Raw genomic sequence first — 23,105 nt, 5'->3', positions numbered from 1 at the left:
CATGCCCGGAATGTCCCGGAAAGCGGTCGTCGCGCTCGCCGCTTCCGCCTCGATAGCCCTCCTCGCCACCGCCTGTACCGGCCAGTCCTCCTCGGGCGCGAACGACGACGCCTCCAAGGACCAGACGATCAACTTCTGGCACGCCTGGAGCGCGCCCAGCGAGGTCAAGGCCGTAAAGACCCTGGTCGCGGGGTTCGAGAAGGCGCACCCCAACATCCACGTCAACATCGTCGCCAACATGACCGACGACAAGATCAACCAGGCGTTGCGCACCGGCGGCGACAAGGCCCCCGATGTGATCTCCTCGTTCACCACCAACAATGTGGGCAAGTTCTGCTCCTCCGGCGCCCTCGTCGATCTCAACCCCTTCTTCAAGAAGGCGGACATCGACCCGGAGACGACGTTCCCGAAGGCGATGAACGAGTACACCCAGTTCGACGGCAACCGCTGTTCGGTTCCGCTGCTCGGTGACGCGTACGGGCTCTACTACAACAAGACCGCGTCCAAGAAGGCCGGCATCACCAGCCCCCCGAAGACCTGGTCCGAATTCGAGACCGACGCCAAGAAGTTGACCATCACCAAGGGCGACTCCTACTCGCAGCTCGGCTTCATGCCGGACTACCACGGCTGGGAGTCCACGACCGAGCACTACTTCGGTCAGTTCTCGCCGACGTACTTCGACAGCAGCGGCAAGTCGAACATCGCCAAGGACCCCGCTTTCACCGCCGGTTTCACCCTCCAGAAGAAGCTCGTCGACGAACTCGGCGGCTTCAAGAAGCTGGAGACCTACCGCTCCAAGCTCGGTGACGAATGGGGCGACAAACACCCCTTCCACACCGGTCAGGTCGCCATGCAGATGGACGGCGAGTGGCGGCTCGGCATGGCCGAGGACACCAAGCCGGACTTCGAGATAGGCGTCGCCCCGCTGCCCGTGCCCGACGACCAGGCCGACCAGTACGGCAAGGGCTACATCACCGGCACCATCGCGGGCATCGCGGCCACCAGCAAGAAGCAGAACGCGGCCTGGGAACTGGTCAAATACATGACCACGAACACGGACGCGGTGGTCGGATTCGCCAATGACATCCACAATGTCCCCTCCACGCTCGCGGCGCTCAAGTCGCCCAAGCTGAAGTACGACCCGCGCTTCAAGACGTTCCTGGACATCGCGGCGAACCCGAACTCGACGACGACTCCGGCTTCTATCAACGGCGGCACCTACCTCGTGACGCTCCAGCAGTTCGGATACGACTACGAGAGCGGCAAGACCAAGGATCTGAAGGCGGGTCTGGAAAGCACCGCCAAGCAGATCGACACGGACATCGCGCAGGCGAAGTAGTACGAGGATGAGCACAGTGACCCTCGCTTCGAAGCGCCGTCGTTCCGCGCTGCGAACGCTCGCCTTCATGTCGCCCTGGCTGATCGGTTTCGGGGTCTTCTTCGCCTACCCGATGATCTCGACCGTCTATTTCTCCTTCATGCACTACGACGGCTTCAAACCGCCGACGTGGAGCGGGACGAAGAACTGGACGTACGTCTTCGAGAACTACCCGCTGTTCTGGCCCGCGTTGAGAAACACGCTCTGGTTGGTCGTCGTCATGGTCAGCCTCAGGGTCGCCTTCGGGCTCGGCGTGGGACTGCTGATCACGAAGATCAAGACGGGTACGGGCGTCTTCCGCACCCTCTTCTATCTCCCCTACCTCGCCCCACCGGTCGCGGCCACGATGGCCTTCGCCTTCCTCCTCAACCCCGGTACAGGGCCGGTGAATTCGATCCTGGAGAAGGTCGGGATCCCGGCCCCCGGCTGGTTCAACGACCCCGCCTGGTCGAAGCCGGCCCTGACCCTGCTGGCCCTGTGGGGCATCGGCGACCTGATGGTCATCTTCATGGCCGCACTGCTCGACGTACCGAAGGAGCAGTACGAGGCGGCCGAGCTGGACGGCGCCTCGGCGTGGCAGCGGTTCCGGTTCGTGACGCTGCCGAACATCTCGCCGATCGTGATGTTCGCGGTGGTCACGGGCGTGATCGCGGCCATGCAGTCCTACACACAGCCGCTGATCGCCGGAAAGGTCGCCTCGGGTGTCATCCAGGGCGCCGGTACGCAGTTCGAGCCCGGCTACCCGGACAAGTCCACCCTGACCCTCCCCCAGCTCGTCTACAACCTGGGCTTCCAGCGCTTCGACTACGGCTCGGCCTGCGTGGTGGCACTCGTCCTCTTCGTCCTGTCCATGGTGTTCACCGCGTTCCTGATGCGGCGCCGGGGCGGTCTCATCCAGGCAGGTGACTGACGTATGACTCAAGTACTGGACAAGCCCGCGGAGTTGGCGGTCACCACCTCGCCCGCCGAGCGCACCGCCCGCCGCAAGGCCCTCCTGGAGTGGGTCGCGGTCCACGCGCTGGGCGTGGCGGCCGCCCTCTTCTTCGTCCTCCCCTTCGTGTTCGTGTTCCTGACCTCGCTGATGAGCGACAGCCAGGCACTCAGCCGCGATCTGATCCCGCACACCTGGGAGTGGGGCAACTACAAGAAGGTCTTCGACACCCCCGGCTTTCTGACCTGGTGGAAGAACACCCTGCTGTACGCCGGTGCCGGCACCGTCCTGTCGGTCGTGTCGTCGATCCCGGTCGCCTACGCGCTCGCCAAGTTCCGTTTCCGGGGCCGGAATCTGTCGCTGATGCTGGTCATCTCGATGATGATGCTGCCGCCCCAGGTCGTGATCATCCCCATGTACCTGTTCTGGGCGAAGCAGCTGGACCTGTCCGGCACGCTGTGGCCGCTGATCATCCCGATGGCGTTCGGCGACGCGTTCACCATCTTCCTGCTCCGCCAGTTCCTGATGACCATCCCGAACGAGTATCTCGACGCGGCGAAGGTCGACGGCTGCGGGGACCTGAGGACGCTGCTGAAGGTCGTCCTGCCGATGGCCAGGCCGGGCATCGCCGCCGTCGCGCTCTTCCAGTTCTTCTACGCCTGGAACGACTACTTCGGCCCGCAGATCTACGCCTCCGAGAACCCCGGCGCCTGGACCCTCTCCTACGGCCTGGAGTCGTTCAAGGGCGCGCACCACACCGACTGGAATCTCACCATGGCCGCGACCGTGCTGGTCATGGCCCCCGTGATCCTCGTGTTCTTCTTCGCGCAGAAGGCGTTCGTCGAGGGTGTCACGCTCACCGGAGTGAAGGGTTGACGTCTGTGAAACTCACCGTGGTCGGCGGAGGATCGACCTACACCCCCGAACTCATCGACGGCTTCGCCCGGTTGAGGGACACCCTGCCGATCGAGGAGCTGGTCCTCGTCGACCCGGCCGCCGAACGCCTGGAGCTGGTGGGCGGCCTGGCACGGCGGATCTTCGCGCGGCAGGGGCACCCCGGCCGGATCGTCACGACCTCCGACCTGGACGCGGGTGTGGAGGGCGCCGACGCCGTGCTGCTCCAGCTCCGCGTCGGCGGCCAGGCGGCCCGCGAACAGGACGAGACCTGGCCGCTGGAGTGCGGCTGCGTCGGACAGGAGACGACGGGCGCGGGCGGCCTGGCCAAGGCGCTGCGTACGGTGCCGGTGGTGTTGGACATCGCTGAGCGCGTCCGCCGCACGAATCCGAACGCCTGGATCATCGACTTCACCAACCCGGTCGGGATCGTGACGCGCGCCCTGCTCCAGGCGGGCCACAAGACGGTCGGCCTGTGCAACGTGGCGATCGGCTTCCAGCGGAAGTTCGCCGGACTGCTGGGCGTCTCACCCGCGGATGTCCACCTGGACCATGTGGGCCTCAACCACCTCACCTGGGAAACCGGTGTGCGCCTGGGCGGTCCCGAGGGCGAGAACGTCCTCCCCAAGTTGCTCGCCGAGCACGGCGAAGCCGTCGCCGACGACCTCCGCCTGCCCCGCACGATCGTCGACCGCCTCGGCGTGGTCCCGTCCTACTACCTGCGCTACTACTACGCCCACGACGAGGTCGTACGAGAGCTGCGTACGAAGCCGTCGAGGGCCGCGGAAGTGGCCGAGATGGAGAGGCAGTTGCTGGCCCTGTACGCCGACCCGGCGCTCGACGAGAAGCCGGAGCTGCTCGCCCAGCGCGGCGGCGCGTACTACTCGGAGGCCGCGGTGGACCTCGCGGCGTCACTGCTGGGCGGGGGCGGCAGCCCGTACCAGGTCGTGAACACGTACAACAAGGGCACGCTGCCCTTCCTCCCGGACGACGCCGTGATCGAGGTGCAGGCGGCGATCGGCTCCAACGGGCCGAGCCCACTGCCCGTCCCCGCCGTGGACCCGCTGTACGCGGGCCTGATGGCGAACGTGACGGCGTACGAGGACCTCGCCCTGGAGGCCGCTCTGCGCGGTGGCCGTGACCGGGTCTTCCGCGCCCTCCTCTCCCACCCCTTGGTCGGCCAGTACGAGTACGCCGACGCCCTCACCGACCAGCTGATCGCGCACAACCGGGAGCACCTCGCGTGGGCCTGACCGCAAGTGTCCTCGCCATCGACGCGGGCAACAGCAAGACCGACGTCGCCGTCGTGGCGGCGGACGGGCGGGTGGTCGGCACGGCGCGCGGCGGAGGCTTCCGGCCGCCCGCCGTGGGCGTCGAGACGGCCGTGGACGCGGTCGCCGACGCCGTACGGCGGGCCTTCGCCGAGGCGGGCGTCTCCTCCGTGGCCCATGTCTCGGCCTGCCTCGCCAACGCCGACCTCCCGGTCGAGGAGGAGCAGTTGGCGGCCGCGCTGCACGCGCGCGCGTGGGGGGCGAGTGTGGAGGTGCGCAACGACACGTTCGCGATCCTGCGCGCCGGGATCGCCGAGCCGCGCGGCGTCGCCGTGGTGTGCGGCGCCGGCATCAACTGCGTCGGCATGCGCCCCGACGGCCGCACCGCCCGCTTCCCGGCGATCGGCCGTATCTCCGGTGACTGGGGCGGCGGTTGGGGCCTGGCGGAGGAGGCCCTGTGGCACGCGGCACGGGCGGAGGACGGCCGGGGCGGTCCCACGGCGCTGGCGCGCACGCTACCCGCGCACTTCGGGCTGTCCTCCATGTACGCGCTGATCGAGGCGCTGCACCTCGAACACATCGGCAATGCCCGGCGCCACGAGCTGACACCCGTCCTCTTCGCCACGGCCGTGGACGGCGATCCGGTGGCCCGCGCGATCGTCGACCGGCTCGCGGACGAGGTGGTCGCCATGGCCGCGGTCGCCCTGACCCGCCTGGACCTCCTGGACGAGGAGACCCCGGTCCTCCTCGGCGGCAGCATCCTCGCCGCCCGCCACCCCCAACTCGACGACCGCATCCACGAACTCCTCGCCGACCGCGCCCCCAAGGCGGTCCCCCAAATCGTCACGACCAGCCCCGTCCTGGGCGCCGCCCTGCTGGGCCTGGACCACGTACGGGCCCTGGACGAGGTGCACGCGCGCGTGCGGGCGTTTTACGAGGGAGCCCGAGCGGCGAACGAGGTCTGAGCGGACAGGACGTCCGAGGAGCGGGCGGCCGGGATGTCCGCGACGGAAATTCCCGCACATCCGTGGGAACGAATGGCGCGGACGCCTCCTCTGGTGGGTGTCGATTCCTACCGCAGGAGGCCTCATGTCCGACCGCACGGCCACACGAGCCGCCGTACTCCTCGCCTCGGTGCTCACCGCGGACGCCCTGTTCCACCTCTACTGGGCGACCGGTTCCACCTGGCCCGCCGCCGACGAGAAGAGCCTGTCGTACGCGGTCCTGGGCACCGAGGCCCCGTTCACCCCACCCGTCCTCCTGCCGCTCGCCGCGCTCCTGCTGACGGCGAGCGGCATCGTCGTCGCCCAGTCCCGGCGCCCCCACCGTCTGCTCCGCCTCGGCACCCTCGCGGTGGCGGCCGGGCTGTCCCTGCGCACACTGGCCGGCGTCTACTGGCTCTTCGCACAGGACACCGGAACCGTCTTCTACTGGCTCAACCTCGGGCTCTACACCCCGCTGTGCGCGGTGCTGTGCACGGCCGCGCTCAGGGTCGCCCTCGACAAGGGCACCGCTGTCCAGGAGAGCACCGCCCGTTGGGAAGATGCCGTACGTGTCCGATGAGGAAACGGTCCGCCGGGTGCGCGCCGCGCAGCGCGGCGACACCCTCGCCATGGCCGAGCTGCTGGACGAACTGGCGCCCTACGTAGGCCGTATCTGCGGTCCCATCGCCCTGGAGCAGGGGCCGGACGCCGCGCAGGAGGCGCTGGTCGCGGTGTTCCGTTCGCTGCGCTCGCTCAAGGACCCGGCCGCGCTGCGCGGCTGGGTCCGTGCCATAGCGGTGCGCGAGGCGGTCCGCCTGGCCCGGCGCGCCGCCCGCGCGGTGCCCGCGGATCTGAGCACCCTGCCCTCGCGCGGCGACCCCCAGCTCGCCGCCGACATCAGGGACGTACTGGACCGCCTGTCCCCCGAGCACCGGGCCGTGCTCGTGCTGCGCGATGTGGAGGGCCTGGACGAGCGGGCCGCGGCCGAGCTGCTCGGCCTCCGCGTCGGCACCGTCAAGTCCCGGCTGCACCGGGCACGCGACACCTTCCGGAAGGCGTGGACCTCATGACCGGACCTGACACGACCAGCGAGTGGCCCGTCGCCGGCCTCGACCCGGTGCGGCGGCTGCGCGTGCTCGCCGCCGGCGTTCGGGGCGCGCACGTCACCGAGGGCTTCGTGACCGCACCGTACGACCGCGTATGGGCCTTGCTGGGCGACCTGGAAGGGGAGTTCGGGCGGATCACACCCGACATGCGGGGGCTGCGGGTCGTACGGCGGGACGGTGTGCGCGTGGAGGCGCTGGTCCGCAGCAAGTACGGGATGCGGGCACGGCTGCGCGGCGAACAGCGGCCCGGCTGGTGCTGGCTGCAGAGCCGGTTCCTGCTGATCGGGATCGCGGCGGCGCCGGACGGCGACGGAACCCGGGTGGCGTTCACCGGAGGGGTGCGGGTGCCGGGGCGTGCCGCGCTGGTGCCGGTCGGTGTGCGGCGCGAGGGGGAGCGCAGTCTGCGGCGGCTGACCGGCCTGCTGTGAACGCGGCGGCGACGGGCGGGAACCGAACAGATCCGAACGGCGTATTCATGGGAAGGGGGGGTGGTGCGGGAGCCTTGCGCTGCGCCGGAATTCGACAAGTGCGCTGCGATCCGAACAAGATCCAGTCAAGGCCTGTTCGGATGTCAGTCCCGGCGGCGATACTTGCGGCCGTACGCCTCTGTCCGCTGTCCGTGTGCCCGCGCACGGGGCGGAGTGGAGCTACGGATGACCATGGGGGAGGTCAAGTGACATACCCGCCGAAGGGCAGTGCGGCGCCACCGGGACCGGCCGGCGCGCCCACGATGCCGGCCGTGCCACCGCAGTCGGGGCCGACCGCGCCGCAGGGCGCCGCCCCGGCCCCCGACGCCACGCCCGAACGCCGCACGGCATGGGCGGAGGGCGTCGACCGCCTGCGCACCGCCGCCACGACGGAACCGGGCCGGCTGCGCATCATCGGCGCCGTCCTCGCCCTCCTGGTCGTCGCCTTCGGCACGGTCACCGCCTGGCAGATGACGGAGCGTTCGACCGCCGCGGACGACGTGCTGCACCGCAGCCAGCCGCTGAGCGCGAGCGCGGCGGACATATACCGCTCCCTCGCGGACGCGAACACCGCGGCGTCCAGCGGCTTCCTCGCGGGCGGCCAGGAGACGAAGGCCTCCCGCGACCGGTACGAGCTGGACATCAGGACGGCGGCCGCGAAGCTGATCACCGCCGCCAACAGCTCGGACCCGGGCTCCCCCTCGGCGAAGACCATCTCCGACCTGAACAAACTGCTGCCCGAGTACAAGGGCCTTGTCGAGCGGGCCCGCGCCAACAACCGGCAGGGCTTCCCGCTCGGAGGCGCGTATCTGCGGTACGCGGACGACAAGATGCAGCAGGAGATGCTCCCGAAGGCCCAGGATCTCTACCAGCGGGAGAACCAGCGGCTGAACGCCGACTACGCCGACGCGAAGCCCTACCCGTGGGCCGCCATCGGCCTCGGCGTGCTCGCACTCGGCGGCCTCGTCTGGGCCCAGCGGCGCAACTACCAGCGTACAAACCGGGTGTTGAACCATGGCATGCTGGCCGCCTCCGCCGCCTCCGCCGTCGTCCTGCTGTGGCTCGTCGTCGGGCACAGTGTCGCGCGGGCCGGGCTCAACGAGTCGTACGACCACGGCGTCCGCTCGCTGAACGTGCTGCACGACGCCCGGATCGCCTCCCTCAAGGCGCGGGGCAACGAAAACCTGACGCTGGTCAGCCGCGGCGCCGCGACCAAGACACTGGCCGACAAGACCACCGTGGACCAGTACGACTACGACTTCGGTGAGGACATGAAGAGCCTCACCAAGAACCTGGCCGCGGCGGCGGACCTCTCCGACGACCAGGCGGGCGCGCAGCCGGTCAAGGCCGCGACCGGCAACATGAAGGTCTGGAAGTCGCGGCACAAGGCCGCCAGCAAGGCCAACGAGGACGGCGAGTACCAGGACGCGCTGGAGCTTGTCATCGGCGGTGACCCCAAGAACCCGCCGACCGGCGAGTGCTTCGACGGCGTCGACAAGAACCTGGCGATCGCGCTGACGCACGAGGAGAACGAGTTCAAGCAGGCGGCGGGTGACGGTCTGGACGCGATGACCGGCCTCCCGGTGGGCGCGGCGATCCTCGCGGTGCTCGCGGCGGCGGGCGCGCTCCTCGGCATCGGACGCAGGCTTTCGGAGTACCGGTGAGAGGGGGAGCGGCAATGACGGCACGACGCCTGAGGGCGAGCCTGAAGGGCTGGGGAGGCGTGGGCGCGATGGCCGTCGCCTGCGCCCTCGCCGTGGTCTTCGCGCTGCTGCTGCCGCTGAGCAGCGCGCACGGGGACGGCAGCACGGGCATCGGCGGGCAGGGCGTGGCCCGGGGCACCCAGGCGAAGGCCGCCGAATGCACCGACCCACAGGACCAGAGCCTGTCCCCCTCCAGTGACGAGAGCGGCGACACGATCACGGCCATCAAGAAGCGCGGCTATCTGTCGGTGGGCGTCGACCAGAACAGCTACCGCTGGGGCTATCGCAACCCGAACCCGAAGGACCCCAAGAAGGGCAGCGATCTGGAGGGCTTCGACATCGATCTCGTGCACGAGATCGCGAACCAGATCCTCGGCGATCCGGACCGCGTCCGGTTCCACGCCATCCCCACCAACCAGCGCATCCCGGCGATCCAGAGCGGCCAGGTCGACATGGTGGTCCGCACCATGACGATCACCTGCGAACGGCTGGACCTGGTCGCGTTCTCCGCCCCCTACTTCGTGACCGGCCAGCAGGTCCTCGCCCCGACGACATCCGACATCACGGGGTACAACAAGTCGCTGGCGAAGAAGAAGATCTGCTCGGCGGCGGGCTCCACCGCGCACGACAAGCTGGACGCCGACCAGAAGGCGGGCGAGCTCGTCTCCTCCGCCGACATCTCCACCACGGTGCCCAACCAGCTCGACTGCCTGGTGCGGCTCCAGCTCGGCGAGGTCGACGCGGTGGTGACCGACGGCGCGCTCGCCGCGAGCCAGGCCGCGCAGGACCCCACGGTCGCGCTCAAGGGCCACACCTTCACCACCGAGTACTACGGCGTGGCGATGAAACGGGGCTCCAACGATCTGGTACGCCGGGTCAACCAGGTCCTCGCGGACTACCTCAAGAGCGGCTGGCGGACGTCGTACGACAAATGGCTCGCCCCGACTCTCGGGGCGGACTCCCCGTCGAAGAACCCGCCCGCCGCCCAGTACAAGTAACCAACCTGATACCACTGGAGAGTTGCCCGGGCGCACACAGAACGCGCACAGGGAACGAACGAGAACGAGAGGTGATCGATGGGCGTCACGGGACCCCCCGGGCCGGTGATGGACCGGGACGAGGTGGACCGTGCGCTGGCGCGGCTCGGCGCGGAGCACGAGGCCATCGAGACCTCGCTCCTCGCCCTGCAGGACCACGCGGGCCGCAGGCTCCTGGAAGGCGCCGAGCTCACCGGCACCACCAAGGAGCGCTGGACGGCCGCGGAGGCGTCGATCACCTTGCTGTGGGCGTACTTCGACGCGTACACGGACGCGCTGCGCTCCGCCCGTGAGATCCGCTCCCGCAGACGCTGGTCGAGCCGCGAGGACCTGTCCGAGCTGACCGAGCTGCTGCGCGGCGAGAGCGTCACGGTCGCGGGCAGCGCCACCGCCACGGCGAACGCGCCGACACTCGCCGGCAGCAGCAAGCTCAGCGAGCGGTTCTCGCTGGCCGCGCTGGTGGAACGGATGAACGCGCTGTACGCGTCGTCGCTCGACATGGTCGTCGCCTCCGACGCCGTGTGGTCCGCGCTGCCCGCCAGGATCGATTTACTGGCCGCGGAGCTCCAGCGCACCCGCCAGCTCGCGCACTCCGTGGGCGTGCGCCCCGGCGAGCACCCTTCGGGCGACGACCTGGAGCGGATCACCCGGACGCTGACCACCCTGCGTGAGCGTGTCGTCTCCGATCCGCTGGCCTTCTGGGTGTCCGCGCAAGGGAGTTCGGCCCCTGGCGGCGGACGCCCGGACACGACGACGTACGACCGCGAGGCGCGCGCCCTGGAGGAGGTGCGCCGGGAGATCGACGCGGTGCTCACCGTCCGGCAGGACGCGGAGGCACGGCTCGTGAAGCTGCGGGACACCCTCAGCCGCGCGGACCGCACACTCGCCGAGGCGCGCAGCGCCCGCGGTGAGGTGCTCGCGAAGATCGCCGCGTCGGAGGTGCCGGCCGTGAGCGGTCCGCCGACCGCGTTGCAGGAGCAGCTGGCGACGGCCGCCGAGTACCGCAGACACGCCCAGTGGCACCGTCTCTCGCCGCTCCTTGAGTCACTGGAGGAGAAGGCGGAGGACGAACTCCTGCGGGCCCGCGAGTCGTTGACCGCGGTCACCGCACCGCTGGCGGTCCGTGCGGAGCTGCGCGGCCGCCTCGACGCGTACAAGGCGAAGGTCGCCCGGCACGGCTTCGCCGAGGACCCGTTCCTCATCGAGCGCTACGACGCGGCGCGCCGCATGCTGTGGAGCGCGCCCTGCGATCTGCGGGTCGCGGAGGAGGCGGTGCTGCGCTACCAGCGGGCGGCCGCCGACGCGTTGAGCCCGCGGGTGCCCGAGCAGGGCAGCGGGCCCAGTGACCGGGTCGACGGGATCGACCGGATGGACCGGAGGGGGCCCAGCGCGTGAGCGTGAGAGGGGATGCAGCGTGAGTCAGCAGGGGCAGAAGTGCCAGCGGCCCGGTTGCTCGGGGTCGTACGAGGACGTGGGCGGCGGCGAGCTGTACTGCGACACGTGCGGTCTGGCCCCGGTCGTCTCGGCGAACGGCTCGGTGGGCTCGCCCATGACCGGGATCACGGCGGGCGGCAGGAGCTCGCGCGGCTCCAACAGCAGTAGTGCGCGGAGCGGTTCGCGCGCCAGCTCGCGTTCGTCGTCGCGGTCCTCGCAGTCGCGGCGCTCGGTCTCCGGGCGTCTGTCGCGCTCGCTGTCGCTGTCGGGGAAGACGACGGGCCGCTCGGTGTCCGTCCGCAGCTCCGGTTCGACGGCCGGATCCTCCAGCCGGGGCCGGCTGGGCGTCGGCCTCGTCGAGGTCCCGGACGTGCCGCGGCCCGACCCGCGCGCGATGGTCCTGGAGAACCCGGAGGTGCCCGAGCGCAAGCGGTTCTGCTCGCGCTCCGACTGCGGGGCGCCGGTGGGGCGTTCGCGCGGTGAGAAGGGCGGGCGCACCGAGGGGTTCTGCACCAAGTGCGGCCACCCGTACTCGTTCGTGCCGAAGCTGCACGCGGCCGACATCGTGCACGGCCAGTACGAGGTCGTGGGCTGTCTCGCGCACGGCGGGCTCGGCTGGGTCTATCTCGCCGTCGACCGCGCGGTCTCCGACCGCTGGGTGGTCCTCAAGGGCCTTCTCGACACGGGTGACCAGGACGCGATGGCGGCGGCGATCTCCGAGCGGCGCTTCCTCGCGGAGATCGAGCACGCGAACATCGTGCGGATCTACAACTTCGTCGAGCACCTCGACCAGCGGACGGGATCGCTGGACGGGTACATCGTCATGGAGTACGTCGGCGGCAAGTCGCTGAAGGAGATCGCCAACGGCCGCCGCACGGTGGACGGGAAGCGCGATCCGCTGCCGGTGGAGCAGGCCTGCGCGTACGGCATCGAGGCCCTGGAGGCGCTCGGGCATCTGCACAGCCGCAACCTCCTGTACTGCGACTTCAAGGTCGACAACGCGATCCAGACCGAGGACCAGCTCAAGCTGATCGACATGGGCGCGGTGCGCAGGATGGACGACGACGAGTCGGCCATCTACGGCACGGTGGGCTACCAGGCGCCCGAGGTGGCCGAGGTCGGCCCCTCCGTCGCCTCCGACCTCTACACGGTCGCCCGCACCCTCGCCGTGCTGACCTTCGACTTCCAGGGCTACACGAACGTCTTCGTGGACTCCCTGCCCGACCCGGACAACATCGAGGTCTTCCGGACGTACGAGTCCTTCTACCGGCTCCTCGTCCGCGCCACCGACCCGGACCCGGCCCGCCGGTTCTCCTCCGCGCAGGAGATGGCGGAGCAGCTGACCGGCGTCCTGCGCGAGGTCGTCTCGCTCCAGACCGGGCGGGCGCGTCCGGCCCTGTCGACCCTGTTCGGGCCCGAACTCAAGGTCACGGACACGGAGTTGTTCGGCAAGGCGGCCGGGGACGTGTCGCGGCTGGGGGCGCGGGTGGTGCCCGTACGCGGGAAGAAGGGCGCGCCCCGGCTGACGGCCGGGACGAACGGGACGCCCGCTCTCCCCCCGGCGACCGCTCCGGCCTCTCCGGTCACTCTGGTCAAGCCCGTTCAGGCCGCCGCCACGGCGCTCGCGCTGCCCATCCCCCGGGTGGACCCGGGGGACCCCAACGCCGGCTTCCTCGCGGGGCTCATGACCTCCGCGCCCGGGGAGCTGATCACGGCGCTGCACGCGGCGCCCACCGGCTCGCTGGAGCTGCGGCTGCGCGAGCTGCGGGCCCGTCTGGAGATGGGTGAGCTGAACAGCGCGGCCCGGTCCATCGAGTCGCTGGAGGGCGATCACCCGGACGACTGGCGGGTGGTCTGGTACCGGGGTGTCGTGGCCCTCGGCACCGGGGAGCACGAGATCGCGGCGCTGTCCTTCGACGCGGTCTACGACGCGTTCCCCGGCGAGCCCTCGCCCAAGCTGGCCCTCGGCCTGTGCGCGGAGGTGCTCGGGCAGCTGGACAACGCCGCCGAGTACTACCGCCTGGTGTGGACGACCGACCCCAGCTATGTGAGTTCGGCGTTCGGCCTGGCCCGCGTGCAGCTCGCGGCGGGCGACCGCCGTGGCGCCGTACGCACCCTGGAATCCGTACCGGAAGCCTCGATCCACTACACGGCGGCTCGGGTCGCGGCCGTCCGGGCGCGGCTGCGTCAGCGGATGGCCGAGGAGGCGGCGGCCGCCGCGTTCCTGGACGACCTGACCGCGGCGGCGGGCCAGGTCGAGGCGCTGGACGGGTACGGTCTCGACGCGGTCCGGCGCGAGCAGTTGTCGACGGAAGTCCTTGGCTGCGCGCTGGACTGGGTACTCTCCGGTAGCCAGGGTTCCGCTCCGGCTTCCGGAGGCGGACGTGTGCTGCTCGGCAGCGCGCTGGACGAACGCGGCCTCCGCTTCGGACTGGAGCGTTCGTACCGGACGCTGGCCCGGCTCGCGCAGGGCGGCGAGGAGAGGATCGACCTGGTGGAACGTGCCAATCGTTACCGCCCCCGGACGTGGGTGTGATTGATGTCCCAGATGCCCCAGCCGACGGCCCTTTCACGGTGCCCCAGTTGCGAAGAGCCACTGGAGGCGGGTGACCGTTTCTGCGGTGCGTGCGGCTACGACCTGTCGGCGGTGCCCGCACCGCCGGTGGACAACCCCACGATCACCATGAACGGCAGCTCACCGCGGCCCCCTTCGGCCGTCGCGTCCGTCGACTGGCCCCTCGCGCCGGAGGTGGACAGCTCCGACACGCCCGCGCCCCTGCACCGCGCCATGGACATCCGGGGCGCCGACTCGGGCGGTTCCGAACTCCCGCACCCGCACCCCGAGTCGGCGCACCCGCACAGGGAGCCCGCGGGCGTACGGTTCGACCGGCCCGCGCAGCCCGACGAGTACCCGCTGGCTCCCCCGGCGGCCGAGCCCGCCGCCGAGCCCGCCGCCGGGCCCGCCGTCGGACCCGCGCCCGGGTCCCCTGCCGGGCCCGCGGCGGAGACCCCCGCCGACCCTCGCACCGCCGATCTCGGCACGCCCCCCGCGGGCACCAAGCTGTGCGTCGCCTGCCGTTCGGGCCAGGTCGACAGCGACGGCTACTGCGAGAACTGCGGGCACGCACAGCCGCGCGAACGGGATCATATGGAGCAGGAGTTGGGTGCGGTCGCCGCGGTCAGCGACCGGGGGCTGCGGCACCACCGCAACGAGGACGCGTTCGCGATCTCCTCGACCGCGCTGCCCGACGGCTCGCCCGCGGTCGTCGCGATCGTCTGCGACGGCGTCTCCTCGGCGACCCGCCCGGACGAGGCCTCGCTCGCCGCGTCCCGCGCGGCGGGCGAGGCGCTGCTGGAGGCGCTGCCGCTGGGCACGCATCCGCAGCAGGCCATGCACGACGCGATCGTCGCGGCCGCGGAGGCCGTCAACGCGCTGGCCGACGCGTCCACCGCGCAGGGTGAGCACGCACCGCATGTGAACGCGCCCGCCTGCACCATCGTCGGCTCCGTCGTCACGCCCACCCTGCTGATCGTCGGCTGGGTCGGCGACAGCCGCGCCTACTGGGTTCCCGTCGACCGGAGTTCGCTGCCGGCCCGGCTCACGGAGGACGACTCGTGGGCCGCGCAGATGGTCGCCGCGGGCCTGATGAACGAGGCGGAGGCGTACGCCGACGAGCGCGCCCACGCCATCACGGGCTGGCTCGGCGCGGACGCGTACGAACTGGAGCCGCACACCGCTTCCTTCAAGCCGGACCGGCCGGGTGTAGTGGTGGTGTGCACCGACGGGCTGTGGAACTACGCGGAGGCTGCCGAGGAGATGGCCGAGGTCGTACCCCTCGACGCCGCCGAGCGGCCGCTGCACAGCGCCCAGGTCCTGGTCGGTCACGCCCTGGACGGCGGGGGCCACGACAACGTAACAGTGGCCGTCGTCCCGTTCCCCGCCCCGCCTCAGGGGGCAGGATCGGCCTGAGGCCGCGAAAACCGCAAGACCGGCGAAAAAGGCGTCGGCCTCGGACCGGAGGGGACCGGTCCGCATACAGTCATCACCTCCGCCAGTACCGGAGGCCTTGAGGGGGACGAAGAAGGCATGGCCAATTTCTCGAAGTCGAACGTGCCGCAGTTCTCGGTCGACGTGTACCAGAACGAGTACCTGCACGAGGGTGGCCGCGAGGTCAACGCGATCATCACGGTGAGCGCGACCGGCGGCGGCACCGTCGGAAGCGCGGTCGGAGCGCCGCATCTGTACACGGCGGGCCAGGGCCCCGACGCGGCCGTGGCGATCATGGTCGACTGCTCGGGTTCGATGGACTACCCGCCGACCAAGATGCGGGGCGCGCGTGACGCGACGGCCGCCGCGATCGACGCCCTGCGCGACGGTGTGCACTTCGCGGTCATCGGCGGCACGCACATCGCCAAGGAGGTCTACCCGGGCAACGGACGGCTCGCGGTCGCCGACGCGGCCACCCGCGACCAGGCCAAGCAGGCGCTGCGCAAGCTGAGCGCGGGCGGCGGTACGGCGATCGGCACCTGGCTGCGCCTCGCCGACCGGCTGCTGTCCTCGGCGGACGTATCGATCCGGCACGGCATCCTGCTCACCGACGGCCGCAACGAACACGAGTCGCCGGAGGACCTGAAGGCGGCGCTCGACTCCTGTGCCGGACGGTTCACCTGTGACGCGCGTGGAGTGGGCACCGACTGGGAGGTCAAGGAGGTCACCGGGATCGCCTCGGCGCTGCTCGGCACCGCCGACATCGTCGCCGATCCGGCCGCCCTGTCCGCCGACTTCACGCAGATGATGGAGACGGCCATGGGCAAGGAGGTCGCGGACGTCTCCCTCCGGCTGTGGACGCCGGTCGGCACGGCGATCAAGTTCGTCAAGCAAGTGGCCCCCACGGTCGAGGAGTTGACCGACCGTCGCACCGAGGCGGGCCCGCGCGCCGGCGACTACCCCACCGGTTCCTGGGGCGACGAGTCCCGTGACTACCACGTGTGCGTCGAGGTCCCCTCGGCCGAGGTCGGCCGCGAGATGCTGGCCGGCCGGGTCTCGCTGGTGATCCCGCAGGGGGACGGGAGCGTGCAGAACCTCGGCGCGCAGGGCCTCGTACGGGCGGTGTGGACCGATGACATGGCGGCCTCGACCTCGATCAACCCGCAGGTCGCGCACTACACAGGTCAGGCGGAACTGGCGCAAGTCATCCAACAGGGCCTGGATCTCCGCAAATCGGGTGATGTCGATGGAGCAACAGCCAAGCTGGGACGCGCCGTTCAGCTCGCCAGCGCCTCCGGCAACGCCGATACTGCGAAACTGCTTGCGAAGGTGGTGGACGTGGTCGACGCCGCGGCAGGTACTGTCAGATTGAAGGCGAGGGTCGCAGAGGCTGACGAGATGACCCTCGAAACGCGGTCCACAAAGACTGTTCGTGTAAAGAAGTAGCGAGCCCGGTTCCCGTGGGGAGTCGGAGAAACCCGGTCATAACGGCCGGAAAAGGAGAGGGGGAAGCGCCGACATGCCGACCTGCCCGAACGGACACCAGTCGGGTTCCGACGACTGGTGCGAGGTCTGCGGTCACCGCATGGCCGGTGCCGTGCCCCCGCCACCTCCCCCGCCGCCGCCCGCCGGTTACGGCTATCCGGCGCCCGGCTCGCCCCCGCCGCCGCCCGGCCCCGGTGGGCGCCCGCACCTGTCCGCCGTGCCGGACTTCGATCCGGAGCTCTGCCCGCAGTGCCGTACGCCCCGTGAGGGCGCCGCGCCGTTCTGCGAGGAGTGCCGGTGGAACTTCCTGACCAACACGGCGACCTCGTACACCCCGGCCGCGCCGCGACCGCAGGGGCCCGCACCCGGGGCTCCCGGCGGCCCTGGCGGTCCCGGCGGTGGCCCCGGTGGCCCGAATCCGGCGCTGCGGTTCCAGCAGCAGGGGCCGGGGCAGCCCACCGGTCCCGGAGCGGGTCCCGGTCATGACCCGTTCGAGTACCAGAGCTCACGGCCCTCGCAGATGAACCGGCCCGCCGAACCGATCCCGCAGGGTCCGCCCGCCCCGCCGTTCGGCGCCGGCGGCCCCTCGGGCTACGGCGGCGATCCCTCGGGCTACGGCGGCGATCCGTCGGGCTACGGCGGTGACCCCTCCGGCTTCGGCGGCGATCCGTCGCGTCCGGTTCCGCCGCCGCCCGGGCCGACGCCCGGTGCCCCCGGCGCCCCGCAGGCCTTCACGCAGCAGCCGGCCTCGCCGGCGTTCCCGCCGCAGGCCCCCGCGCCCGGCGGCCCGGCCTTCGGCGGCGGTGACGACGACTGGGTGATCTCCCCGCCGTCGGCCGGTCAGCCCGGCGGTCCGGGCGGCCCCGGCGGCCCGAACGGCCCCGGCGCGGCCCAGGGCGGTGGCTACGGCTACCCGCAGCCCGGCCCGACCCAGGCCCCGCCCGGCCCCGGTCCCGCCTACCAGCAACAGCAGCGGCCGCTGGCCTGGTCCGCGACGATCGGTCCCGACCGTGAGTACTTCATGGCGATGATGCAGCGCTCGGGCCCCGAGGCCGCGGGCCTGAACCTGCCCGCGTACTCGCCGGAGCAGCAGCGCCAGCTCACCGGCAACCAGATCACGATCGGCCGCCGCCGGCACTCCACCGGCGAGTCCCCGGACATCGATCTGGCGGTGCCCCCGGAGGACCCGGGCGTCTCGCACCAGCACGCGGTCCTGGTCCAGCAGCCGGACGGCAGCTGGGCGGTCGTCGACCAGAACTCCACGAACGGAACCACGGTCAACGGCGGCGAGGAGCCCATCCAGCCCTTCGTACCGATCCCGCTCCAGGACGGCGACCGGGTGCACGTGGGCGCCTGGACGACGATCACCATCCGGCGCGGCTGAGCGGCGGCCTTCGAAGACAGCCGGAAGACAGCCGTACGGAGTTCACGGCAGCGGCCAGGTGTACGGCCCCTCGGGGTCGTCCAGCCACGCCCAGGCGCCCTCGCCGCTGACCGTGATCCCGTACCGCTCGCGCACCGGCTTGTTCTCGCGCTCCCACAGCGTGTACGCCTCGTACGGATCGAGGCTGCCCGCCGTCAGGTTCAGCAGGAACCTGAACAGCTCGTGACTCCTGGCCCAGCGCGGCAGTCCGCCCAGGTGCTGCGGCTCCGGCTCCTGGTGCCGGGTCTCGCCGCGCAGGGGCACGAAATAGGCGGGCGTGTGCAGGAAGCGCCCCTCCGCGTGCCCGGCGTCCCGGACGTGCAGCGCGATCAGGCCGGTGGCCATCGGCGCGAGGATGCGGGCGCCCGGGGTGCACTGGGGCAGCCAGGGGGTCGGGATCGAGGTCAGGGTGCAGGTGGCGATGATCCGGTCGAAGGGGGCGCGCTCGGGGACTCCGCGGGCGCCGTCACCCGTGACGACGGTCGGGTGGTACCCGGCGGTGGCCAGATGCCGCCGCGCGGATTCGGTGATCTCCGGGTCCAGGTCGATGGTGGTGACCAGGTCGTCGCCGAGGCGGTGGGCGAGCAGCGCCGCGTTGAAGCCGGTGCCGGCGCCGATCTCCAGAACGGCGTCCCCGTCCCGTATCTCCAGTTCGGTGAGCATCTTCGCCATCAGTGACGGCTGGCTGCTGGAGGACACCAGCTCCGCGTCCCGCACCCGGGTGGCCAGCGGGGCGTCCGCGTACGCGCCGCGCACCCAGCGCTCCCGGCTGCCCGGGTCGGGGTCCTCGCACCACACACGCTCGAAGCCGCCCAGGACGCCGACGTAGTAGTACGGCACGAAGAGGTGGCGCGGGACCGCCTCGAACGCCTCCCGCCAGACGGGGTCGGCGGCCCAGGCGCCGCTTCTGTCGATCTCGCGCACGAGGGCCGCCCGCGCCAGGGTGGCGAGGTCGTCGAGGCCGGGGTCGAGAGCATGGGCGCTCATACCTCCACTGTGCTGCCCGACGGGCCGCGAGGCGAGCGCCGACTCGGCCGATCGCCGCCGCGACAGGGCCTAGCCGCCGCGCCTGCCGGAGCGGCCCCAAGTCAGTGGTCCTAAGCCTTGAGTCCTCCGTCACCCCGTCTGAGACCATGGACGGGTGAATGAGATCCGGCGCGGCACGCTTCAGGAGAAGACCTTCTATGAGCAGGTCGGCGGCGAGGAGACCTTCCGCCGTCTGGTGCACCGTTTCTACGAGGGTGTGGCCGGGGACCCGGAGCTGCGGGCCATGTATCCCGAGGAGGACCTGGGCCCGGCCGAGGAGCGCTTCACGCTGTTCCTGATCCAGTACTGGGGCGGCCCCACGACGTACAGCGACAACCGCGGCCACCCCCGGCTGCGGATGCGCCACGCCCCGTTCGCCGTCGACCGGGCCGCGCACGACGCCTGGCTGCGGCACATGCGCGTCGCCGTCGAGGAGCTCGGCCTCTCCGAGGAGCACGAGCACACGCTGTGGAACTACCTGACGTACGCGGCGGCTTCGATGGTGAACACGGAGGGCTGAGCACCGCTGTGGCCGGACGGGGCCACTGAGGCGCGCATTCCGGTCGCGGGACGCCGGATTCCGGTCACAATCCGGTCAAGGCCGTGCCTCAAGCGCTTACCCGCGGCCCGTCTCCTCTGCCAGCATCGCCCGAAGGTCCCGCGGCGCGTCGGCCCGGGACGACGGCGGGGGGCCGGGTGACGGGGTTCGTTCTACTGCGTGCGCGGGCACACCGCCTGCTGCTGGCCGCCGCGCTGCTCACCGTCCTGCTGACGACGGCGGTCCTCGCGACCCTCACGGCGTACTCCGGCGCGATCGGCGACGCCTCCCTGCGGCACGCGCTCCAGGACCCCCGCAACGCCGTCGACACCGCGCTGATCGTCCGGGCCGACGTCTCCGCGGAGCAGCGCGAGGCCGCCGACAGCGCCGTACGCAAAGGAGCCCGGCAGACCTTCGGCGGGTTTCCGGTCACCCTGCGCACCCTGGTCCGCTCGGGCCCGTACGCGCTGCCCCGCACCCTCCAGGCGCCCGCCGACCGGGCCGGCGACCCGGACCTCACCCACTTCGCCGCCCTCGACCACACGCAGGTACGGGTCACCGCCGGGCGGCTGCCGCACAAATCCGGCGCCGCTGTCATCGAGGTCGCGCTGCCCGAGAACGCCGCCGGCCGGCTCGGTCTGAAACCCGGCGCACGACTCACCCTCGTCGACCGGCTCGGCGGCCCGAAGGTGCGCGTCCGGATCACCGGTCTGTACCGGCCGGCCCGGCCCACCGCGCCCTACTGGCAGTTGGACGAGCTGGGTGGCCGCGGGATCAACAAGGTCGACTTCACGACGTACGGGCCGCTGCTCGCCGATCCCGCCGTCCTGACCGGTGGCCGGGTGAGCGCCGGGGAGTCCGCGTGGCTGGCGTCCGCCGACTTCTCGACGCTGACGCCCGGCCGGATCGGCGCCCTGCGGGACGCGGCCCGCGCGGGGCCGCGGACGCTGCGGAAGGCCGCCGCGCTGAGCGGGACGACGGGCTTGGCGACCTCGCTGCCCGACGTGCTGGACCGTGTCGAGCGTTCGCTGCTCGTGTCGCGTTCGACGCTGCTGATCGTCGCGTTGCAGCTCGCGCTGCTCGCCGGGTACGCGCTGCTCCTCGTCGCCCGGCTGCTGAGTGCCGAACGGACGGGCGAGACAAGGGTGCTGAGGGCACGCGGGGCCTCCCGCGGCCGGGTCGCGGGGCTCGCCGCGCTGGAGGCGCTGCTGCTCGCCCTGCCCGCGGCCCTCTGCGCGCCGCTCCTCGCCGGGCCGTTGACGCGGCTGCTCGCCGGACAGGGCGCGCTGGCGAGGATCGGGCTGCGCCTGGACACCTCGGGCGGGCGCAGCGGGGTGTGGCTGGTCGCGGCCGCCGTGGCGCTGGGCTGCGCGCTGGCGGTGACGGTTCCGGCGCTCACGTCCGGCGACACGGCGGAGGGCCGGGCGCGCTCACTGCCCGCTCCGGTGCGCGCGGGCGCGGACGTCGGCCTGCTGGTGATCGCGGGCGTCGCGTACTGGCAGCTGGACCGGCAGACCTCCGGCGCCGTCACCGGCGACCGGTCCGGCACCCTCGGCATCGATCCGCTCCTGGTGTCGGCGCCCGCGCTGGCCCTGCTCGCCGGGACCGTGCTCACCCTGCGGCTGCTGCCGCCGGTGGCCCGGCTCGCCGAACGCCGTGCCGCGAGCGGCCGGGGGCTGCCCGCCGCCCTCGCGGGCTGGCAGCTCAGCCGCCGCCCGATGCGCGGCGCCGGTCCGGTCCTGCTCCTCGTCCTCGCCGTCGCGATGGGCATGCTCGCGATCGGCCAGGGCGCCTCCTGGGACCGCTCGCAGGACGACCAGGCCGACTTCCAGGCCGGTGCGTCCGTACGCGTACTCGGGGGCGACGACGGCGAGTTGGGCCAAGCCGGGTTCTACGCGGCGCTCCCGCACGTCCGCGCGGCCGCACCCGCCGTCCGTACGTCCCTGCCGCTGTCCGGCAACCGCACGGCGACGGTGCTCGCGCTCGACACGGCACACGCGGCGGACGGAGTCCTGCTGCGCGACGACCTGGCGGGCCGGCCGGTGCGGCCGCTGCTGGCCGGGCTCGGACCGAAGGGGGCGACCACGGGCACGGCGCTCCCGAAGGGCGCCACGCGGCTCGGCATGACGGCGCGGATCCACGGCGGCGGGGACGGCACGACCACGGACGTGACGGTGACGCTGGAGGACCGCTACGGGACGCCGTACGCGATCCGGCTCGGCCAGCTCCCCGCCGACGGACGGGCGCACCCGCTCGCGCTGGACCTCGCGCCGCCCACCGGCCCCCTGATCCTCACCGGACTCCAGCTGGACATGACCCAGCCCGTCGACCAGGCGCAGCACCACCTGTTCTCCGTCGAGGAGTTGACCGCGACCGGCGCCGACGGCACGGAACAGCGGCTGCCGCTGCCCACCGCCTGGAAGGCGGCGTCCCAGACCAACAGCACCTCGGCGTCGCCCGACGCCTCCACCCGGCCGACACCCCCACAGGTGGAGAAGGCCACGGACAAGACCCTCGCCGTCCGCTACGGCACCGGCTACGTCCCGCACGATTTCGCCTGGCAGATCACGTCGCTGACGGTCCGTCTGCAAGTCGTCCAGCCGGTGACGGAGGCCACCGCGATCGCCACCGACCGCTTCCTGACGTCGGCGGGCGCCCGGATCGGGCAGCGGATGGACGTGCCGCTCGGGGGCGAGACGGTGCCGGTGCGGATCGTCGCGAGCGTACGGGCGCTGCCCACGACCGGGAGCGGGCCGGGCACGGGTGGCGCGTCGGCGAAGACCGGCGGCGCGGCGGCCGACGGTGGTGCGCTGCTGGTCGATCTCCGCTCCGTGAACCGGGTGCTGGAGTCGCGCTACGGGCAGAGCGTCGCGCCCACCGAGTGGTGGCTGCGGACCGCGCCGGGCGACGCGGCGCGGGTCGCGGCGGCCGTGCGGGAGCGGCCCGACATCGAGCCGTCGCAGGTCGTCGTGCGCGACGAGATCGCGGACGGGCTGCGCGACGACCCGTTCGGGGCGGGCCCCGAGGCCGCGTTCGCCGCGGCGGCCGTGGTCGCGGCGGCGCTGGCGGCGGTCGGTTTCGCGGTGAGCACGGCCGGATCGCTGCGGGAGCGCGGCGCCGAGTTCGCGGTGCTGCGGGCGCTGGGTGCGCCGCGCCGCCAGCTGGCCCGGCTGATCGCCGCCGAGCAGGGTGTCCTGGTGGCCCTGGCGCTGGTGGTGGGCGTCGCGCTGGGCGCGGTGCTGACCCGGGCGGTCGTCCCGCTGATCGTCCTGACCTCCGACGCCACCCGGCCCGTCCCGCGGGTCCTGGTCCAGCTCCCGCTGCCGCACGTAGCGGTGCTGCTGGCCGCCGTGGCCGTGACCCCGCTGGCCATCACGGCGTTCCTGGCGCTGCACCGCCCGGACCCGGCGAGTTCGCTGCGACGACAGGGGGGTGAGTGAC

At 71.9% G+C, this 23,105-nt stretch carries 18 protein-coding genes; 17 read left to right on the top strand and 1 reads right to left on the bottom strand.

The window, feature by feature from the left end; genetic code table 11:
• Window position 1 precedes the first annotated feature (1 nt).
• The 15 genes from OIC96_RS31360 to OIC96_RS31290 all read left to right on the top strand — a co-directional run bounded on the left by OIC96_RS31360 (window position 2) and on the right by OIC96_RS31290 (window position 18,061).
• A complete protein-coding gene (locus tag OIC96_RS31360) occupies window positions 2-1,339 on the top strand; it encodes an ABC transporter substrate-binding protein (RefSeq protein WP_330304634.1) in 1,338 nt (445 codons plus the stop codon).
• Window positions 1,340-1,346: 7 nt separating this feature from the next.
• Window positions 1,347-2,288 (top strand): carbohydrate ABC transporter permease, encoded by a 942-nt coding sequence (locus tag OIC96_RS31355; protein ID WP_330304635.1) that lies wholly within the window; start codon window positions 1,347-1,349, stop codon window positions 2,286-2,288.
• Window positions 2,289-2,291: 3 nt separating this feature from the next.
• Window positions 2,292-3,185 carry a carbohydrate ABC transporter permease gene (locus OIC96_RS31350; protein ID WP_330304636.1) on the top strand — a complete coding sequence of 298 codons (894 nt, stop codon included), beginning with the start codon at window positions 2,292-2,294 and terminating at the stop codon, window positions 3,183-3,185.
• Between the two features lie 5 nt (window positions 3,186-3,190).
• On the top strand, window positions 3,191-4,456 hold the full coding sequence (locus tag OIC96_RS31345) for a 6-phospho-beta-glucosidase (RefSeq protein WP_330310102.1): 1,266 nt from the start codon (window positions 3,191-3,193) through the stop codon (window positions 4,454-4,456).
• Complete coding sequence (locus tag OIC96_RS31340; RefSeq protein WP_330304637.1) at window positions 4,447-5,439, top strand: N-acetylglucosamine kinase; 993 nt, start codon at window positions 4,447-4,449, stop codon at window positions 5,437-5,439. Before OIC96_RS31345 ends, OIC96_RS31340 begins: the two co-directional genes overlap by 10 nt.
• Before the next feature lie 124 nt (window positions 5,440-5,563).
• Window positions 5,564-6,037, top strand: a complete 474-nt coding sequence (locus OIC96_RS31335) for a DUF3995 domain-containing protein (RefSeq protein ID WP_330304638.1) — start codon at window positions 5,564-5,566, stop codon at window positions 6,035-6,037.
• Complete coding sequence (locus OIC96_RS31330; protein ID WP_327428800.1) at window positions 6,018-6,527, top strand: RNA polymerase sigma factor; 510 nt, start codon at window positions 6,018-6,020, stop codon at window positions 6,525-6,527. Before OIC96_RS31335 ends, OIC96_RS31330 begins: the two co-directional genes overlap by 20 nt.
• On the top strand, window positions 6,524-6,991 hold the full coding sequence (locus OIC96_RS31325; RefSeq protein WP_330304639.1) for a hypothetical protein: 468 nt from the start codon (window positions 6,524-6,526) through the stop codon (window positions 6,989-6,991). Before OIC96_RS31330 ends, OIC96_RS31325 begins: the two co-directional genes overlap by 4 nt.
• A gap of 302 nt (window positions 6,992-7,293) precedes the next feature.
• Window positions 7,294-8,694 (top strand): hypothetical protein, encoded by a 1,401-nt coding sequence (locus OIC96_RS31320; protein ID WP_330310103.1) that lies wholly within the window; start codon window positions 7,294-7,296, stop codon window positions 8,692-8,694.
• Window positions 8,695-8,708: 14 nt separating this feature from the next.
• Window positions 8,709-9,731 (top strand): glutamate ABC transporter substrate-binding protein, encoded by a 1,023-nt coding sequence (locus tag OIC96_RS31315; RefSeq protein ID WP_330304640.1) that lies wholly within the window; start codon window positions 8,709-8,711, stop codon window positions 9,729-9,731.
• A 78-nt stretch (window positions 9,732-9,809) separates the two neighbouring features.
• Window positions 9,810-11,165: a hypothetical protein gene (locus tag OIC96_RS31310; RefSeq protein WP_330304641.1), complete on the top strand. Its 1,356-nt coding sequence runs from the start codon at window positions 9,810-9,812 to the stop codon at window positions 11,163-11,165.
• A gap of 19 nt (window positions 11,166-11,184) precedes the next feature.
• Window positions 11,185-13,740, top strand: coding sequence for a serine/threonine-protein kinase (locus OIC96_RS31305; protein WP_330304642.1), 2,556 nt, complete (start codon window positions 11,185-11,187; stop codon window positions 13,738-13,740).
• The gene (locus OIC96_RS31300) at window positions 13,741-15,174 is read left to right on the top strand and encodes a PP2C family serine/threonine-protein phosphatase (protein ID WP_330304643.1); all 1,434 of its coding nucleotides are present in this window, start codon (window positions 13,741-13,743) and stop codon (window positions 15,172-15,174) included.
• A 117-nt stretch (window positions 15,175-15,291) separates the two neighbouring features.
• Window positions 15,292-16,638 carry a vWA domain-containing protein gene (locus tag OIC96_RS31295; protein WP_330304644.1) on the top strand — a complete coding sequence of 449 codons (1,347 nt, stop codon included), beginning with the start codon at window positions 15,292-15,294 and terminating at the stop codon, window positions 16,636-16,638.
• 73 nt (window positions 16,639-16,711) lie between these two features.
• Window positions 16,712-18,061, top strand: coding sequence for an FHA domain-containing protein (locus tag OIC96_RS31290; RefSeq protein ID WP_330304645.1), 1,350 nt, complete (start codon window positions 16,712-16,714; stop codon window positions 18,059-18,061).
• 42 nt (window positions 18,062-18,103) lie between these two features.
• Here OIC96_RS31290 and OIC96_RS31285 read toward each other — a convergent pair whose 3' ends face one another.
• A complete protein-coding gene (locus tag OIC96_RS31285; RefSeq protein ID WP_330304646.1) occupies window positions 18,104-19,087 on the bottom strand; it encodes a methyltransferase domain-containing protein in 984 nt (327 codons plus the stop codon).
• A 154-nt stretch (window positions 19,088-19,241) separates the two neighbouring features.
• Here OIC96_RS31285 and OIC96_RS31280 point away from each other — a divergent pair, with 154 nt between their 5' ends.
• Both OIC96_RS31280 and OIC96_RS31275 read left to right on the top strand, forming a co-directional pair.
• Window positions 19,242-19,646 (top strand): globin, encoded by a 405-nt coding sequence (locus OIC96_RS31280; RefSeq protein WP_330304647.1) that lies wholly within the window; start codon window positions 19,242-19,244, stop codon window positions 19,644-19,646.
• A gap of 176 nt (window positions 19,647-19,822) precedes the next feature.
• Window positions 19,823-23,104, top strand: a complete 3,282-nt coding sequence (locus OIC96_RS31275) for an ABC transporter permease (RefSeq protein WP_330304648.1) — start codon at window positions 19,823-19,825, stop codon at window positions 23,102-23,104.
• Window position 23,105 lies beyond the last annotated feature (1 nt).

Origin of the sequence: Streptomyces sp. NBC_00775 (assembly GCF_036347135.1) — a bacterium.
GTDB classification, from domain to species: Bacteria; Actinomycetota; Actinomycetes; order Streptomycetales; family Streptomycetaceae; genus Streptomyces; species Streptomyces lutosisoli.
Note: the sequence above shows the minus strand (reverse complement) of the source record. Positions and strands in the feature narration are given on the sequence as shown.